The organism is Psychroserpens mesophilus, assembly GCF_000826645.1.
In the GTDB taxonomy this organism is placed as follows: Bacteria; Bacteroidota; Bacteroidia; order Flavobacteriales; family Flavobacteriaceae; genus Psychroserpens; species Psychroserpens mesophilus.
Genome location: NZ_JXJP01000001.1, coordinates 273,300 through 289,763 on the forward strand (window position 1 = coordinate 273,300; position 16,464 = coordinate 289,763).

Sequence of the window (16,464 nt, forward strand, 5' to 3'; positions counted from 1 at the left end):
ATTATAAAGTTTAAATTAGCAGTCTATTAGAATGTACATTTTTTTAGCTTTGAAAAAATAAGTTTTTCTTTATGAACTCAGCCAGTGATTTATTACAATTAATTCAGTTAACTCAAATTGAAGACACAAAATTCCAAGGATTCAGTATAACAGTAGGCAGTCCGAATGTCTTTGGCGGACAAGTACTAGCTCAGGCTATAAATGCTGCAACCCGAACAATTACAAATGGAAGAATTTTACACTCTTTACATTCATATTTCTTAGAACCCGGTCACTTAGAAATTCCTATAATATATGACGTGAGCATTATTAGAGATGGTGGGAGTTTTTCAGTACGTCGTGTTACAGCCCAACAAAATGAAAAAATTATATTCATTTTATCTGCATCCTTTCACAAGCAGGAAGATGGTTATGAGCATCAGATTGAGATGAAGTCTAATATCAAATTACCTGACGAATTGATGAGTTGGACAGACTTATTAGAAACATATCGCGATGTGCTTCCGAGTAGAATAAAAGGTTTTTTTGAAATTGAGCGTCCAATCGAATTCAAACCTACTCAAATAGCAAATCCTTTAAATAAAAAAGATTTGCCACCTTTTACTGATGTTTGGGTTAAATTAAAAGGCGATGTGTCCAGCTTAAGTAGAAGTGATAAACAACAAATATTAACCTATATTTCAGATTATAATATATTAACTTCAGCAATGAATAGGCATGCGAGTAAAGCCAACTGGAATAATACGCAGACAGCGAGTTTAGATCATTCCATGTGGTTTTTTAGAGATTTTGATTATAACGATTGGTTATTATATTCTATCGAATCTCCAAACACGTCCAATGCCAGAGGTTTTGCAAAAGGAAATTTATTTACCAGAGAAGGTGTTTTAATCGCTTCTGTTGCTCAGGAAGGCTTAATGCGTCCTAAATAATGTCAAAAAAAGTTTTAAAAATAGGCCACAGAGGTGCAAAAACGTATGTCGCCGAAAACACCATTGCTTCCATACAGAAAGCTTTAGAATTAGGAGTAGATGCCATTGAAATAGATGTTCATAAATGCGCTTCGGGAGAGTTGGTGGTCTTTCATGATTTTACTTTGGATCGAATGACTAATGGTTCAGGAGAGGTGGCTAAACACACCTTAAAACAATTAAAACTACTTAAAATCAATGACCAATATGAGATTCCAACTTTAGACGAAGTTCTCGGTGTCGTTGATAAAAATTGCATTCTCAACATTGAACTTAAAGGAAGGAATACAGCTACAGGAACCTGTCAAACAATTGAGACGTATATCAAAGCTAGAGATTGGAACATAAATCAATTTATAATTTCAAGCTTTCAGCACCAAGAATTAGCAACAGTATATAAACTCAACAATCAATTGCATTTAGGTGTGCTTACAAAGGCAAGTGTTGTAGATGCCATCGATTTTGCTGAAACTATAAATGCGTTTGCGATTCATCCTAATGTAGCATTAGTAACAAAAGATAATGTAAGTTTAGCTCAAGAAAAAGGCTTTAAAGTATTAACTTGGACAGTCAATGACCAGCCCACTATTGAACGTATGAAAGCGTATGGTGTTGATGGTATTATTTCTGATAATCCCGATGTAATATGAATACATACGATGTCATTATTGTTGGAGGAGGAGCTGCAGGTTTTTTTGCAGCTATTAATATTGCAGAACAAAACTCTGCTATAAAAGTTGCGATTCTCGAACGTGGTAAAGAAGGACTTCAGAAAGTGAAAATTTCTGGTGGAGGACGTTGCAATGTGACGCATGCTGAATTTATTCCTTCAGAATTAGTATTGAATTATCCAAGAGGTGAAAAAGAATTGTTAGGACCTTTTCATCAGTTTATGACAGGTGATACAATTGATTGGTTTGAAAAGAGAGGCGTCGAATTGAAAATTGAAGAGGACGGGAGAATGTTTCCTGTTTCAAATACGTCTCAGACCATAGTAGATTGTTTTCTAAAAGAAGCTGAAAAGCATAATGTACAAGTGTTGTATAATCATTCTGTTAAATCTATTCGTTTAAGTGAAGATGTCATGTTGAGTGAAGTCGAAGCATCTCACACACAAGAAACATTTCTCTTAGAAACAAATCAAGGTGATTTTTCTTGTAAAAAACTACTCATCGCAACAGGAAGCAATCCTAAAATCTGGAATGTATTAGAAGAATTAGGTCATACGATTTCTCAACCCGTTCCATCATTGTTTACCTTTGATATTAACGATGAACGTATCAAAGATATTCCTGGTGTTGTGGCACAACATGTTGAAGTTGCTGTTGTTGATTCTAACTTGTATAGCGAAGGTCCATTGTTAATTACTCATGTAGGAATGAGCGCACCTGCCATACTGAAGTTATCTGCTTTTGGAGCTATTGAATTAGCCAAACGCGATTATAAATTCGACATAGAAATCAATTTTATTAGACAATCTTTTGAAGATTGTTTAGACCAGCTTAAAGCATTAAAACAAGAAATGGCCAAAAAAACGGTGTATAAATCAACTCAGTTTGATTTACCAAAGCGCTTATGGCATAATTTGGTGTTAGCCTCAAGTATGACTAACGAAACGCGTTGGGCAGATTTAAATAAATCACAATTAGAACAGTTGGCCGCTCAGCTTACAAAAGCTGTATTTAAAGTCACTGGTAAAAGTACGTTTAAAGAAGAATTTGTCACAGCTGGAGGTGTTAATCTTAAAGAAGTTAACTTCAAAACTTTTGAAAGTAAACTTTACAGTAATCTTTTTTTTGCAGGTGAAATTTTGAATATTGATGCCATAACTGGCGGATTTAATTTTCAAAATGCCTGGTCTGGAGCTTATATTGCTGCTAAAGCTATCTCGCAAGAGTTTGCTCTCTTATTAGGAGGTAAGTCTTGACATGAATACATACATCACATTATTAAGAGGAATCAACGTTGGTGGACATAAAAAAGTACCAATGGCTGAACTGCGAGAATTACTTTTGAAATCAGGTTTTGAAAATGTGCGGACTTACATTCAAAGTGGCAATATAATTTTACAATCGTCGATTTCACATACAAAAGAAATTGAGATTAGAATTCAAAAATTAATTTGTGCTCATTTCGGATTTGAAGTTCCAGTGATAGCTAAAACAAGACAAGAATTAGAAGCTCTGTTCAATGCTTGTCCGTTTTCAAAAGAAAAAAAGGAAACAAGTTATTTTATCATGTTGAGTACTATTCCTAAACAAGATCTGGTTGAAGAGGTTTCAGAAAAAACCTTTCAAAATGAAGAATTTGTCATCATCAACGATTGTCTTTACTTTCATTCTTCAATAGGATATGGGAATTCTAAATTTAACATGAATTTTTTTGAGAAGAAACTCAATCTTACAGCTACCTCTAGAAATTATAAAACACTGATGAAACTCTTAGAAATGAGTTTATAGATGAAATTTAGAGTTGAACGAATTATTTGTTTGATTTTCAGTTAGTTGTTTATCTTTATATAAATAAAAATGAAAATCATGAAGACAAATTGTAAATCAGTATTCAAAAAAATAAATATTTTAGTAGTATTTCTATTATTTGGCTGGTCTATTACTGCACAGGTAGGTATAGGAACAACAACTCCAGACGCTCAGGTTGATATAGTTGCACCTGCAGCCACTGGAAATGCTCTTCAAGTTAATCATGACAATACTTCAAATGGTAGTTCTTCCATCTGGTTAAGAAATTTTGGTTTGGGTAGAAGCCTAAATCTGCAATCGCTAAATACCGCTAATAATATTCCAGCACTTCAGATATCACAAATTGGTACAGGTGCCAATGCACGAGGGTTAGATATTCTAATGGACCCAACTAGTTCAGCAATAGGTTTGGCTGTTTTTCAAAATGGTGCTAATGATGGAATTTATGTTAACCCTACTGGAACAGGATATGGTTTATTTAATCAAATTACAGGTTCTGGAGGCGCTATTTATAATCTACTGGAAGGGACATCGACATTAGGAATTTTTCAAGATCTTTCTCAAAATGGAGGTGTAGCTGAGTATATAAACTTAGAAGTTCAAGATGGCACAGGAGTTTATGTTAATGCGACAAATAATCCGGCAGTTCCCACGAGTGGAGGCGATAGTTTTTCTTTGTTATCTGATGTTTATACTAATACACCAACTGGTGCAGGATTAGTGTATGGTGGCATCTTAGCAGGAACTCAATATGGTAATGGAGTAGGCGTCATAGTTAATCACCAAGGATTACAAGGGAGAAATGCAGAATTCAATGTTAATAATCCAGGAAATAACGATCCTGTAATTTTTGCAACATCCCAAGGTGGTGGCTCTGTTATTATAGGTGAAAATCAGAATAATACAATTGTGGGAACAGCTTATGTTGCAGATTTTGCTTACACAGGGACTGATGTTGCTGATCATGTTGGAGTTTTTGGTTTTTCTGTTCCTGCGGCAGGTTGGGGAATTGGTTCTATAGGACAAGGAGGTTGGTACGGAATGTTTTCTGTTGGAGATAGTGGTGCGACAGGAGTAAAAACTTTTACTATTGATCATCCAGAAGATCCAGAGCGTAAAATATTGAAACATTTTTCAATAGAATCTAATGAAGTTTTAAACATGTATAGAGGTACTGAGATTTTTGATGCTAATGGAAAGGCTGTAGTAAATCTTCCTGATTATTACGATAGTATAAATAAAAATCCTTCATATCAATTAACACCAATTGGGGCAGCAATGCCTAATCTTTATATTGAATCAGAAATTAGCAATGGCAAATTTATAATTGCTGGTGGTGAGCCTAATAAAAAAGTGTCTTGGCAAATTACGTCTGAAAGAAATGATCCATATTTAAAACAAAACCCAGAACAAAGAGAAGTCGTTGTAATTAAGGAAGGAGAACGCAACGGGAAATACCTTAATCCAGAACTTTATGGGCAGCCAAAAGAGAAAGGAATGTTCTTCAATGCGAATAATGAAAATCAAAAAGTTAATAAAATTCATAATCCTGTTTTGGATACATTAGATCAGTTAAAAGTAAAACGTGATAAAATGACCAAGCTAGAGCCTTCAGAAGAAGAGGTAGCTGCTAATACTAACGGAAATTAATATAACAACTTTGCAAACGTTCTAATTCGATTAGACCAATGTCGGACTCGAACCATGTTTAATGTTTTAGTCGTATGGAGTCAGATCAATATAATTCAGTTTCAAATAACAAAATTTTATCTCATGTCAAGTTAAAGTAAGGATTCCTATTATAAGCTATTTTGAAATTTTCAAGAGCTTGTAAAGAATTTGCTTTTATTAATAGAACATCACCTTAGCTGTCATAAGTATTTGCTGACTTTGGATTCGTTATTATTAATCTTTAAAATACGTAAAGCTTCCTCAACTCTTTTTGCCCACAACTGACAAAAGAAATGAGTAGTAAATTAATTAATAACATTTTAAGAATTGTTTTCATTCCTAGGATTTCTTAAAAGATAAATAACACTCAATTTTGTTAGCGTTTAATAGCAAGAATTTAGAATCAAAGTTATTCTTCAAATGTTTTACAACACTACATATCAATCTAAACACTTATCTTTGAAAAAAAAATATCATTGGATTTTAAATTAAAGTCAGTTACTAAGCAAATAGAGCGTGGCACCATCTCGTGGTCATCACCAAGTAATATTGCATTAGTAAAATACTGGGGAAAAAAGGACAATCAAATTCCTGAAAACCCATCTATAAGTTTTACCCTAGACCACTGTAAAACTATTACAACGCTTAGTTTTTCAAAAAAAGAAACTCTTGATGATTTTTCCTTCGATGTGTTTTTAGAGGGTGAATTAAAAGAGAGCTTCAAACCGAAAATTGCAACCTTTTTTAAACGCATTGAAGTGTATATGCCGTTTTTAAAAGACTATCATTTCAAAATTGAAACCTCTAATACCTTTCCTCATAGCTCTGGAATTGCATCTTCAGCGTCTGGAATGAGTGCTTTGGCATTATGTCTCGTTAGTATTGAAATGGAATTGTCTGATGTCACTTTAAGCGCAGTCGAAAGATCCTATTACAACAAAAAAGCCTCCTTCTTAGCGCGATTAGGTTCTGGAAGTGCTTGCAGAAGTATTGAAGGTGATCTGATAGTTTGGGGAACACACAAAGATATTGAAGGTAGTTCAGACTTATTCGGAGTAAAGTACCCTTATGAAGTGCATCAGAATTTTAAAAACTATCAAGACACTATTTTATTAGTTGATAAAGGTGAAAAGCAAGTCAGTAGTACTGTTGGACATAATTTAATGCATGATCATCCTTATGCTGAACGTCGCTTTAAACAAGCACACGAAAATTTATCTACGCTAATCGGTATCTTTAAAACTGGCGATGTTGATGCCTTCATTAAAATCGTAGAAAGTGAAGCTTTAACGCTCCATGCCATGATGATGACCAGCATGCCATATTTCATTTTGATGAAACCCAATACATTGGAAATTATCAATAAAATTTGGGCATATCGAAATAAAACCAACTCCAAAGTTTGTTTTACTTTAGACGCAGGAGCAAATGTTCATGTCTTGTATCCTGAAAATGAAAAGGATATTGTGCTCGAATTTATTAAAACTGAATTAGTTGCCTATTGTCAAAACGGACATTATATTTGTGATCAAATCGGTTTTGGTGCGCAACAATTGGTAATTGAAGATCAATAATTTATCATATAGTTAACGGTTGATTGTAAACTAAGTAGCATAATAATCCGTATATTTGTTAAAGCAAATGGCTCGAAATTCATGAAAGGACCACTTTTTTATTCAAAAATTTTACTCTTCGGTGAGTATGGAATCATAAAAGATTCCAAAGGTTTATCTATTCCTTACAATTTCTATAATGGTGCATTGAAGACTGATGAAAATCCGTCTCAGGAAGCGATAAAATCTAATCAAAGTTTAGAACGATTTGTATCTTATCTTAAAGATATTGATGCTGAACTGGTGACTTTTGATATTGAAACCTTAACCAACGATGTTGAGGCAGGCATGTATTTCGATTCTTCTATTCCTCAAGGTTATGGTGTAGGAAGCAGTGGCGCTCTGGTAGCTGCCATTTACGATAAATATGCAAATGATAAAATCACAGTTCTAGAAAACTTAACTCGAGATAAGTTATTAAAACTAAAGGCAATTTTTTCTGAAATGGAATCGTTTTTCCACGGAAAGTCTTCAGGATTAGATCCTTTAAACAGCTATTTAAGTATTCCGATTTTAATCAATTCAAAAGATAATATTGAAGCTACAGGAATTCCAGCGCAACAAACCGAAGGTAAAGGTGCAGTCTTTTTATTAGACTCAGGAATTATCGGTGAAACTGCTCCAATGGTTCGTATTTTCATGGAAAACATGAAACAAGAAGGATTCAGGAGCATGCTTAAAGATCAATTTATTAAACATACAGATGCTTGTGTAGATGATTTCTTGAAAGGAGACGTGAAATCGCTTTTCAAAAACACGAAACAGCTGTCTAAGGTGGTTTTAAACCATTTTAAACCAATGATTCCTCAACAATTTCACGAACTTTGGAAAAAAGGAATTGAAACCAATGAGTATTACTTAAAATTATGTGGCTCTGGTGGTGGTGGTTATATCTTAGGATTTACTGAAGATATTGATACGGCTAGACAATCACTCAAAGACTACAAACTTGAAGTAGTCTACAATTTTTAAATCTTCATTTTGTCACTCTGAGCGCTGTCGAAGAGTCTAAAAAAAGACTTATGTTATCTCGTAAACAGAAACACATTCTACTCAAATTCTTTAGTATGTTTTCTGTAGTTCGCGGTTATAATATTCTCGTAATTGTCCTAGCTCAATATTTGGCATCCATTTACATCCTAGCTCATGATAAGCCTTTAAAAGTGGTTCTATTAGATTTAAACTTGTTAATGCTGGTGTTGGCTTCGGCAGCAACTATTGCTGGAGGTTATATTATTAATAATTTTTACGATTCAGAAAAGGATTTAATCAATCGTCCTAACAAATCTAAATTAGATCGGTTGGTTAGTCAAAATACAAAACTGTCTTTTTACTTTGTGCTCAATTTTTCGGCTGTCATCATGGCAAGTTATGTGTCGTTTAATGCTGTAGTGTTTTTCTCAGTTTATATCTTCGGAATCTGGTTCTACTCACATAAATTAAAAAAACTTCCGTTTATTGGAAACCTGACATCAGCTATTTTAACGATCACGCCATTTTTTGCTATTTTTCTATATTATAAAAACTTTGAATCGGTCATCTTTGTTCATGCCATATTCTTATTCCTAATGATTTCGATGCGAGAACTGACTAAAGATTTAGAAAACATGAAAGGCGATTTATTGTTGGGTTATCAAACAATTCCAGTAGTTTATGGTGAAAAAGCTTCAAAGTTAATGCTGACAATTTTGATCGTATTAACAAGTATTCCAGTGTATTTGCTCTTAAATCAATTTGACGTCGGACATATGTATATCTTCTTTTACTTATCTGTGGTTTTACTCCTTATTTTTTTACTATTACTTTGGAGGTCAAATACTAAAATACATTATCTAATATTACATAATATTTTAAAATTCATCATTTTAGCTGGTGTATTTTCAATTGTTTTAATTAATGTGAATGTGGTTTTAAATCGCATTTAATTCCTAAATAACCATTTTTAAACTACTTCAGAATATTTCGATTCGTAAAGACTAATATACTACCTTTGCGAAAAATTAGTCATTATGAGCAGACATCAAGGAGCAAGCGGGAAAGGGAAACCTTCAGGAAGAGGAACAAGTAAACCTACCAATAAAAAATCAGGTAGAGGACGTGATAATGCTAAAAGCAATAGTCTAGCCAGAGGAAATGCACCTATAAAAAAGAAGCCTTTTGCGGCTAAGCCTTCAAAACCCTCGAAACCATCCAATCCTGATGAAATACGTCTAAATAAATACATTTCAAATTCTGGAATTTGTTCAAGACGTGATGCTGATATGCATATTTCAGTTGGAAGCGTAACTGTAAACGGTAAGGTCGTTACCGAAATGGGTTATAAGGTAAAATTAGATGACGAAGTAAGATTTGATGGCGCTCGAATCAATCCAGAAAAGAAAACCTACGTATTGTTGAATAAGCCTAAAGGTTTTGCAACCACGACAAGTGAAAGCAAAGGAAAAACAGTAATGGATTTGGTAGCGAATGCAACAACTGCACGAATAAAACCAATAGGACGTCTAGGTCGAAACTCTACAGGCTTGTTGTTGTTTACAAACGATGATGACATTGTAAAAAAGTTCACAAATTCTAAAAATGGTGTGGAGCGCTTATTCGAAATTGAACTCGATAAAAATTTAAAGTTTGAAGACTTAAAGAAAATTCAGGAAGGGATTAAAGTTGAAGGAAAATTGGTTCCAGTCGAAGAAATCAGTTATATCGAAGATGCTCCTAAATCTAAAATCGGACTTAAAATTAAGAATACAGGAAATACCATTCTTCATACCATTTTTGATCATTTAAAGTATGATATAGTTCGTGTAGATTGTGTAGCGATTGCTCACCTTACCAAAAAAGATTTACCACGTGGTCACTGGAAACATCTTACAGAACAAGAGCTTAATACGTTGAAGATGTTGTAGAATTTTAATTCTCAACCTTAAACGTATAGCTAACAATCAAATCGTCTCCGATGACAAAATGCGTATCAAAATAACCTGTTTGATCAAACTTATATTCTAATGTTAAAGACAAATTATCCATAACAATAGAAGAAGGTTTGACAGTTGTGGTATTAAAGCCATTATCGCTTATAAATGAAATCTCATTTTTATCAATGGGCTCTAACAATTCATATTTAAAAACTATAGTTTCATTTTTCTTAATCGTATTGTTCAGTTTTGTTGGTGTATGATGAGCAGTTAAATGCTTATACGCTTTGCCATACATAATTGGATTTTCTAAAAAAGATTGAAACGAAGGGATCTCTGTATCTAAAAGCATCCATTTAGATTCTATAGGATAATGCGTCATTGCGAAAAATTCCGGATTCGTAAGAAAGAGTCCGTTGTTGTAATTAAACTTAAATCCGTAATTAAACGGATGCACAATTCCGCTGGCCCAAGTGGGATCACTTAAATACCATTTGCCATTAAGATTAACAGCGTTCCATGAGTGATTAGGTGCATTAAAATTATCAATTGTAGTTGTGCTGGTTCTTCCAAAACCATTTACCATTTTACAATTAATATTGGATAATCTTGAGAGTTCACTTACCAGATAAGCATAACCAGAACAAATGGTTTTTTTCCGTTTTCTAAGTTTGCTGAATAACTTCTTTTTGAAATCCTCATTCCAGGCATCTAACTTAAGACTGTCGTTTTCAAACTTTTCTCTTTTCTTTTTGTTTTTTAAATACAACCTATAATCATTCGCGACATTAGCACACACCCACATATAGATGGCTCTAAATTTTTCAACTTCTGTATCTAGGTTTATGGTTAAATTACGTGCTAACTCAGGTAAGTTTTTAAGGTTTGCCTTTTTGTGAGCCAATGCAATACTGTCTGCTTTTTTGAAATCAATATGTTCAAAATCTGAAAGTTGTGCATGAACCTGAATGGTCATTAAAATGCCTATAAAAAGTCCGAATGTTTTCATAGAAACTAGACTTTAAGGATTTAAAATGAACGTTTCGACTTGTAGGGTTTATCAACTGCAACAGCTCCAACAATGTCTATGGCTTCAGAAACCATTTTAAGATTTAAAAATCTGGTATCCTCTTTAATTTTAATTCTTCGAGTTTCATAACCTAAGTAACTAAAGACCAAAACATCACCAGGTTGTAATGCTTTAGGAAAAATAAAAGTGCCATCTGTGTCAGTAATAGCACCAACGTTACTTCCTTCGAGTGCAATATTTACACCAGTTAATGGTCCGATTTCGTCACTAACCATGCCTTTTACATTGATTTCAGCTTTTGTTGTAGTTTGAGCATACGTCGAATTGAATGCTACAGAAGCAATCATTAAGAGTCCAATCAGTAAATATTGAACCATTCTATTCGATATTAAATCTGCTTTGTGCTGTAGTGGTAATACTTGTGTTTTCATAATATAATAATTTTGTTTCTATCAAATCTAGGTAATGTATGGTTTGATATCAACATACGTCTAGTCATCTAATTGTTCCACTTAGTGAAACCCACTTTTCAATGAGTCTAAGATACACTGAAATTGTAAAAAAATAAGATTTTTAACTTTTTTTCAAAAAAAACATAAAAACGTATGGTGTATTAAAAAATAAATTACTTTTGCTATGCATTTAGCTGAACAAATTGAAACGTGTTTTTATGTTCGGGCTTTTGAAAATTAGGAAGTCATATTCAAAAGCAGCTTATAGATTAAGTCACCGAATTTTAGAGCTAACTTCCGCTTACTACATTTTAATGAGCCAACATTTGTTTGGCTTTATTCCTACGACTCATCCTCAGATTCAAGTTTGATAAGATTTATCAGTTAAAGATTTTGTTACCTTAACAATTATCTCATTTTTTTTTATTAAGTTATCTCAGATTTAACACCAAACAGATCTAGATAATATACTTTTAATTTTAAAACTCATAATGAACACTAAATATATAGATTTAATTAATCAAACTTTTGATTTTCCACAACCTGAATTCAAATTAGAAAATAGAACTCTAGAATTTCATGACATCAATCTTATGGAATTGGTTGAAGAGTATGGAGTCCCATTAAAATTCACCTATTTGCCTCAAATTTCCAATAATATCAATCGTGCAAAACAATGGTTTGCTGATGCGATTGAAAATAACAACTATAAAGGCAAATACAACTATTGCTATTGCACAAAAAGTTCGCATTTTAAACACGTATTAGATGAGGCATTGAAAAATGATATTCACATCGAAACCTCTTCAGCATTTGATATTGATATTGTTGAACGCTTAAAAGCCGAAGGAAAAATTACAGATAAAACCTTTGTAATTAGCAACGGATTTAAACGTGCTCAATATGTGACCAACATTGCTCGACTGATTAATAATGGTCATAAAAATGCCATCCCAATTATTGATAACTATGAAGAAATTGAATTGTTATCTGCTGAAATTAAAGGTAAATATAAAGTTGGAATTAGAATCGCTTCTGAAGAAGAACCGAAATTTGAATTTTACACGTCCAGATTAGGTATTGGATATAAAAACATCGTTCCGTTTTATAAGAATCAAATTCAAAACAATAAAAAGGTTGAGCTGAAAATGCTTCATTTTTTTATCAATACAGGAATTCGTGATAATGCTTATTACTGGAATGAATTATCAAAGTGTTTAAAGGTGTATACAAGCTTAAAGAAGGTTTGTCCTTCACTGGATAGCTTGAATATTGGAGGTGGTTTTCCAATTAAAAACTCATTGGCTTTCGATTTCGATTATGCCTACATGGTTGACGAAATCGTAAATCAAATTAAGTTGGTTTGTGAAGAAGAAGATGTTGAAGTACCAAACATATTTACTGAATTTGGAAGTTTCACAGTTGGAGAAAGTGGTGGAGCCATCTATGAAGTATTATATCAAAAACAGCAAAATGATCGTGAAAAGTGGAACATGATTAATTCCTCTTTCATTACGACTTTACCAGATACCTGGGCAATTAATAAACGTTTTATTATGTTGCCAATTAACCGCTGGAACGACAGCTATGAGCGTGTGCTTTTAGGTGGATTAACCTGTGATAGCGACGATTATTACAACAGTGAACAACACATGAACGCTATTTATCTTCCGAAATACAATAAAGACAAACCCTTATATATTGGTTTCTTTAATACTGGAGCTTATCAGGAAACTATTGGTGGATTTGGAGGTTTACAACATTGCTTAATTCCATCACCAAAACATATTTTAATAAACAAGGATGATCATGGAAACATCACCACAAAATTATTTAGTGAACAACAAAAAAGTGAAGACTTACTTAAAATTTTAGGTTATAATGGACAATAAAACTTACGCAGGAATAGAAGACCAATATTCTAAATTAGACAGTTCTAAAATTGTATTAATTCCAGTGCCATATGATGGTACAAGTACTTGGCAAAAAGGAGCAGATAAAGGACCTGAAGCGTTTTTAAATGCTTCAGAAAATATGGAGCTTTACGACATTGAAACGCAAACAGAAGTTTATAAACAAGGTGTGTTTTTAGCTGAACCTGTTACAGAAAATACATCTCCTGAGCAAATGGTTGATGCGGTTCATCAAGTCGTAAAAACCTATATTAAGAAAAACAAATTTGTAACGACTTTTGGTGGTGAACATTCTATTTCTATTGGAACTATTAGAGCCTTTAATGAGTGTTTTGATAACTTAACCGTATTGCAATTAGATGCTCATGCCGATTTGCGTAAATCTTATCATGGTAGTAAATGTAATCATGCGTGTGCTTTGTATGAAGCAAGTCAATCTACAAATCTAATTCAAGTGGGTATTCGTAGTATGGATATTATCGAAACTACTGTCATGGATGAAGAAAAAACGTATTTTGCTCATGAAATGGCAGAGGACGATAACTGGGTAGATTCTGCAATCGATCAAATGACAGATAATGTATATATTACTATTGATTTAGATGCTTTTGATCCTTCAATTATGCCATCTACAGGAACACCTGAACCAGGAGGTTTATTATGGTATGAAACACTCGACTTTTTACGTCAGGTGTTTGAAGAAAAAAATGTTGTCGGATTTGATATTGTTGAATTATGCCCAAATCCTAAAGAAAAATCATCAGATTTTCTGGCGGCAAAACTGTATTACAAAATGCTAACTTATAAATTTTTAAATGAAGATATCGAAGAAGATTACGATAGTAACTTTAATGATACATCTTCAGGAGTAAACAAATTTTCAAAATATAACGACGACGATGACAACTAAAGGAAGTATATCACAATTTATTGAAAAATATTACCTACACTTTAATGCAGCAGCTTTGGTTGATGCAGCAAAGGGTTATGAAGATCAGTTGAATTCTGGTGCAAAAATGTTAGTGTCCTTAGCTGGAGCTATGAGTACAGCAGAATTGGGTAAGATTTTTGCTGAGATGATTCGTCAAGACAAAGTACAAATAGTCTCATGCACTGGAGCGAATCTTGAAGAGGATATCATGAATTTAGTGGCACATTCTCACTATAAACGTGTACCTAATTACAGAGATTTAACGCCTCAGGATGAATGGGAACTATTAGAAAAAGGCTTAAACAGAGTTACAGATACCTGTATTCCTGAAGAAGAAGCCTTCCGAAGAATTCAAGAGCATATTGTTAAAATATGGAAAGATGCTGAAGCTAAAGGCGAGCGTTATCTGCCTCATGAATATATGTATAAGTTATTACTTTCAGGAGTTTTAGAAGAGCATTATGAAATTGATTTAAAAGATTCATGGATGTATGCAGCTGCTGAAAAAAACCTGCCAATTGTTTGTCCTGGTTGGGAAGATAGCACCATGGGAAATATTTTTGCCAGCTACGTACTTAAAGGCGAATTGAAAGCAAGTACTATGAAATCTGGTATTGAATACATGACATTCTTAGCCGATTGGTACACTGATAATTCTGAAAAAGGTATTGGTTTCTTCCAGATTGGAGGAGGAATTGCAGGTGATTTTCCTATTTGTGTGGTGCCAATGTTATATCAGGATATGGAACGAACTGATACACCTTTCTGGAGTTATTTCTGCCAGATAAGTGATTCTACAACAAGTTACGGCTCTTATTCTGGAGCTGTTCCCAACGAAAAGATCACTTGGGGAAAATTAGATATCAATACTCCAAAATATATTATAGAAAGTGATGCGACCATCGTAGCACCTTTAATCTTTGCTTATCTCCTGGATATGTAATGGAAGAACATAAGATTGAAAATATTGAACTGAAATATTTAACGGTTGATGATTACGAAGAGTTAAAATCAGCAACTCTTGAATCCTATGGCGGTGTTTTAGATTCCTACTGGAAAAAACATCATATAGAACAGTTAACGTCTATTTTTCCTGAAGGTCAGGTTGTTATCAAGATTGATGGCAATATTGCAGGATGCGCTTTGTCTCTGATTGTTGATTACGATAGTATTGATGACAATCACACCTATGCAGATATAATTAAAGGTGATTCGTTTAAAATGCATGATCCTAAAGGAGATGTGCTTTACGGAATAGATGTTTTTATTAAGCCAGAATACAGAGGCTTGCGTTTAGGAAGACGTTTGTATGATTACCGAAAAGAAATCTGTGAGAACTTAAATCTGAAAGGAATTGTGTTTGGAGGAAGAATGCCAAACTACCACAAGCATAAACAATTTACACCTAAAGAATATATTGAAAAAGTAAAGCGTAAGGAGATTCATGATCCTGTTTTAAATTTTCAAATTTCTAACGATTTTCATCCTGTACGAGTTTTAAAAGGTTACCTGGAAGGTGACACCGCTTCAAATGAATATGCCGTTTTAATGGAATGGGATAACATTTATTACACGAAGAAAAGCCGAAAAGCAAGTACAGTGAAAACAATTGTGAGGTTAGGTTTGATCCAATGGCAAATGCGTACGTATAATAGCTTGGATGAATTAATGCAACAGGTTGAATATTTTGTAGATAGTGTGGCTGCTTATCGCTCAGATTTTGCATTGTTCCCAGAGTTTTTCAATGCACCATTAATGGCGAAATACAATCATATGCATGAGCCAGATGCCATTAGAGAATTAGCAAAGTATACCAAGGTTATTGTTGAAAAAATGCAGCAATTGTCTATCTCGTATAACATCAATATTATTACTGGTAGTATGCCAGAACTTATTGGTGATAAATTGTATAATGTTGGCTATTTGTGTCGCAGAGATGGAAGCTCAGAACGTTATGAAAAAATCCATGTCACTCCAGACGAAGCTAAAGTTTGGGGAATGCAACCTGGATACAAATTGAATACGTTCGAAACTGATGCTGGAAAAATAGGAATCTTAATCTGTTATGATTCTGAATTTCCTGAGTTATCCCGACTATTATCAGATGAAGGTATGGACATCCTATTTGTGCCGTTTTTAACCGATACTCAAAACGGATATTCACGAGTAAGACTGTGTGCTCAAGCCAGAGCTATTGAAAATGAATGTTACGTTGCCATCGCGGGAAGTGTAGGAAATTTGCCTAATGTAAACAACATGGATATCCAATATGCTCAATCGGCTGTATTTACACCTTGTGACTTTTCGTTTCCTAGTAATGGTATAAAAGCAGAAGCAACGACTAATACAGAAATGATATTAGTGGCAGATGTAGATTTAAGCCTTTTAAGAGAATTACACTCATTTGGTGCTGTAAAAAATCTCAAGGATAGAAGAAAAGATTTTTATAATGTGATTCGTGTACTAGAATAAATAGTATATTTAGGATGAA

15 protein-coding genes are annotated in these 16,464 nt (G+C 33.6%); 13 read left to right on the top strand and 2 right to left on the bottom strand.

Features of this window, described 5'->3' with window-relative positions; genetic code table 11:
- Positions 1 to 71 precede the first annotated feature (71 nt).
- The 9 genes from TD18_RS01175 to TD18_RS01215 all read left to right on the top strand — a co-directional run bounded on the left by TD18_RS01175 (position 72) and on the right by TD18_RS01215 (position 9,638).
- Positions 72 to 932, top strand: coding sequence for an acyl-CoA thioesterase (locus TD18_RS01175; RefSeq protein WP_040247362.1), 861 nt, complete (start codon positions 72 to 74; stop codon positions 930 to 932).
- The gene (locus TD18_RS01180; RefSeq protein WP_040247365.1) at positions 932 to 1,621 is read left to right on the top strand and encodes a glycerophosphodiester phosphodiesterase; all 690 of its coding nucleotides are present in this window, start codon (positions 932 to 934) and stop codon (positions 1,619 to 1,621) included. Before TD18_RS01175 ends, TD18_RS01180 begins: the two co-directional genes overlap by 1 nt.
- Positions 1,618 to 2,898, top strand: a complete 1,281-nt coding sequence (locus tag TD18_RS01185) for a BaiN/RdsA family NAD(P)/FAD-dependent oxidoreductase (RefSeq protein WP_040247368.1) — start codon at positions 1,618 to 1,620, stop codon at positions 2,896 to 2,898. The genes TD18_RS01180 and TD18_RS01185 overlap by 4 nt, the downstream gene beginning before the upstream one ends.
- 1 nt (position 2,899) lies before the next feature.
- Positions 2,900 to 3,430 carry a DUF1697 domain-containing protein gene (locus tag TD18_RS01190; protein ID WP_040247370.1) on the top strand — a complete coding sequence of 177 codons (531 nt, stop codon included), beginning with the start codon at positions 2,900 to 2,902 and terminating at the stop codon, positions 3,428 to 3,430.
- Positions 3,431 to 3,508: 78 nt separating this feature from the next.
- Complete coding sequence (locus TD18_RS01195) at positions 3,509 to 5,101, top strand: hypothetical protein (protein ID WP_152611280.1); 1,593 nt, start codon at positions 3,509 to 3,511, stop codon at positions 5,099 to 5,101.
- A gap of 497 nt (positions 5,102 to 5,598) precedes the next feature.
- A complete protein-coding gene (locus TD18_RS01200; RefSeq protein ID WP_040247374.1) occupies positions 5,599 to 6,696 on the top strand; it encodes a diphosphomevalonate/mevalonate 3,5-bisphosphate decarboxylase family protein in 1,098 nt (365 codons plus the stop codon).
- 81 nt (positions 6,697 to 6,777) lie between these two features.
- Entirely contained in the window at positions 6,778 to 7,707 is a 930-nt protein-coding gene (locus TD18_RS01205; protein ID WP_040247377.1) for a mevalonate kinase family protein, read from the top strand.
- 50 nt (positions 7,708 to 7,757) lie between these two features.
- Positions 7,758 to 8,660, top strand: a complete 903-nt coding sequence (locus TD18_RS01210; RefSeq protein WP_040247380.1) for a geranylgeranylglycerol-phosphate geranylgeranyltransferase — start codon at positions 7,758 to 7,760, stop codon at positions 8,658 to 8,660.
- 84 nt (positions 8,661 to 8,744) lie between these two features.
- Entirely contained in the window at positions 8,745 to 9,638 is an 894-nt protein-coding gene (locus TD18_RS01215; protein ID WP_040247383.1) for a pseudouridine synthase, read from the top strand.
- A 4-nt stretch (positions 9,639 to 9,642) separates the two neighbouring features.
- On the opposite strand, the gene TD18_RS01220 is transcribed toward TD18_RS01215, so the two are convergent.
- On the bottom strand, positions 9,643 to 10,656 hold the full coding sequence (locus TD18_RS01220; RefSeq protein ID WP_040247385.1) for a transglutaminase domain-containing protein: 1,014 nt from the start codon (positions 10,654 to 10,656) through the stop codon (positions 9,643 to 9,645).
- A gap of 20 nt (positions 10,657 to 10,676) precedes the next feature.
- A complete protein-coding gene (locus TD18_RS01225) occupies positions 10,677 to 11,108 on the bottom strand; it encodes a carboxypeptidase-like regulatory domain-containing protein (protein WP_040247388.1) in 432 nt (143 codons plus the stop codon).
- A 512-nt stretch (positions 11,109 to 11,620) separates the two neighbouring features.
- Here TD18_RS01225 and TD18_RS01230 point away from each other — a divergent pair.
- From TD18_RS01230 to TD18_RS01245, 4 genes are read left to right on the top strand one after another with little or no spacing between them, the layout of a single operon-like run.
- Positions 11,621 to 13,021: an arginine decarboxylase gene (locus tag TD18_RS01230; RefSeq protein WP_040247390.1), complete on the top strand. Its 1,401-nt coding sequence runs from the start codon at positions 11,621 to 11,623 to the stop codon at positions 13,019 to 13,021.
- Positions 13,011 to 13,952, top strand: coding sequence for an agmatinase (speB, locus tag TD18_RS01235; RefSeq protein ID WP_040247393.1), 942 nt, complete (start codon positions 13,011 to 13,013; stop codon positions 13,950 to 13,952). Before TD18_RS01230 ends, speB begins: the two co-directional genes overlap by 11 nt.
- The gene (locus TD18_RS01240; RefSeq protein WP_040247395.1) at positions 13,942 to 14,916 is read left to right on the top strand and encodes a deoxyhypusine synthase family protein; all 975 of its coding nucleotides are present in this window, start codon (positions 13,942 to 13,944) and stop codon (positions 14,914 to 14,916) included. The genes speB and TD18_RS01240 overlap by 11 nt, the downstream gene beginning before the upstream one ends.
- Positions 14,916 to 16,445: a bifunctional GNAT family N-acetyltransferase/carbon-nitrogen hydrolase family protein gene (locus tag TD18_RS01245; protein WP_040247398.1), complete on the top strand. Its 1,530-nt coding sequence runs from the start codon at positions 14,916 to 14,918 to the stop codon at positions 16,443 to 16,445. Before TD18_RS01240 ends, TD18_RS01245 begins: the two co-directional genes overlap by 1 nt.
- Positions 16,446 to 16,464: the final 19 nt, after the last annotated feature.

What these genes read in the sequence shown, in the direction of transcription:
- TD18_RS01175 (WP_040247362.1), top strand. Translation starts at nt 72, where the DNA reads ATGAACTCAGCCAGTGATTTATTACAATTAATTCAGTTAACTCAAATT.
- TD18_RS01180 (WP_040247365.1), top strand. Translation starts at nt 932, where the DNA reads ATGTCAAAAAAAGTTTTAAAAATAGGCCACAGAGGTGCAAAAACGTAT.
- TD18_RS01185 (WP_040247368.1), top strand. Translation starts at nt 1,618, where the DNA reads ATGAATACATACGATGTCATTATTGTTGGAGGAGGAGCTGCAGGTTTT.
- TD18_RS01190 (WP_040247370.1), top strand. Translation starts at nt 2,900, where the DNA reads ATGAATACATACATCACATTATTAAGAGGAATCAACGTTGGTGGACAT.
- TD18_RS01195 (WP_152611280.1), top strand. Translation starts at nt 3,509, where the DNA reads ATGAAGACAAATTGTAAATCAGTATTCAAAAAAATAAATATTTTAGTA.
- TD18_RS01205 (WP_040247377.1), top strand. Translation starts at nt 6,778, where the DNA reads ATGAAAGGACCACTTTTTTATTCAAAAATTTTACTCTTCGGTGAGTAT.
- TD18_RS01210 (WP_040247380.1), top strand. Translation starts at nt 7,758, where the DNA reads ATGTTATCTCGTAAACAGAAACACATTCTACTCAAATTCTTTAGTATG.
- TD18_RS01215 (WP_040247383.1), top strand. Translation starts at nt 8,745, where the DNA reads ATGAGCAGACATCAAGGAGCAAGCGGGAAAGGGAAACCTTCAGGAAGA.
- TD18_RS01220 (WP_040247385.1), bottom strand. Translation starts at nt 10,656, where the DNA reads ATGAAAACATTCGGACTTTTTATAGGCATTTTAATGACCATTCAGGTT.
- TD18_RS01225 (WP_040247388.1), bottom strand. Translation starts at nt 11,108, where the DNA reads ATGAAAACACAAGTATTACCACTACAGCACAAAGCAGATTTAATATCG.
- TD18_RS01230 (WP_040247390.1), top strand. Translation starts at nt 11,621, where the DNA reads ATGAACACTAAATATATAGATTTAATTAATCAAACTTTTGATTTTCCA.
- speB (WP_040247393.1), top strand. Translation starts at nt 13,011, where the DNA reads ATGGACAATAAAACTTACGCAGGAATAGAAGACCAATATTCTAAATTA.
- TD18_RS01240 (WP_040247395.1), top strand. Translation starts at nt 13,942, where the DNA reads ATGACAACTAAAGGAAGTATATCACAATTTATTGAAAAATATTACCTA.
- TD18_RS01245 (WP_040247398.1), top strand. Translation starts at nt 14,916, where the DNA reads ATGGAAGAACATAAGATTGAAAATATTGAACTGAAATATTTAACGGTT.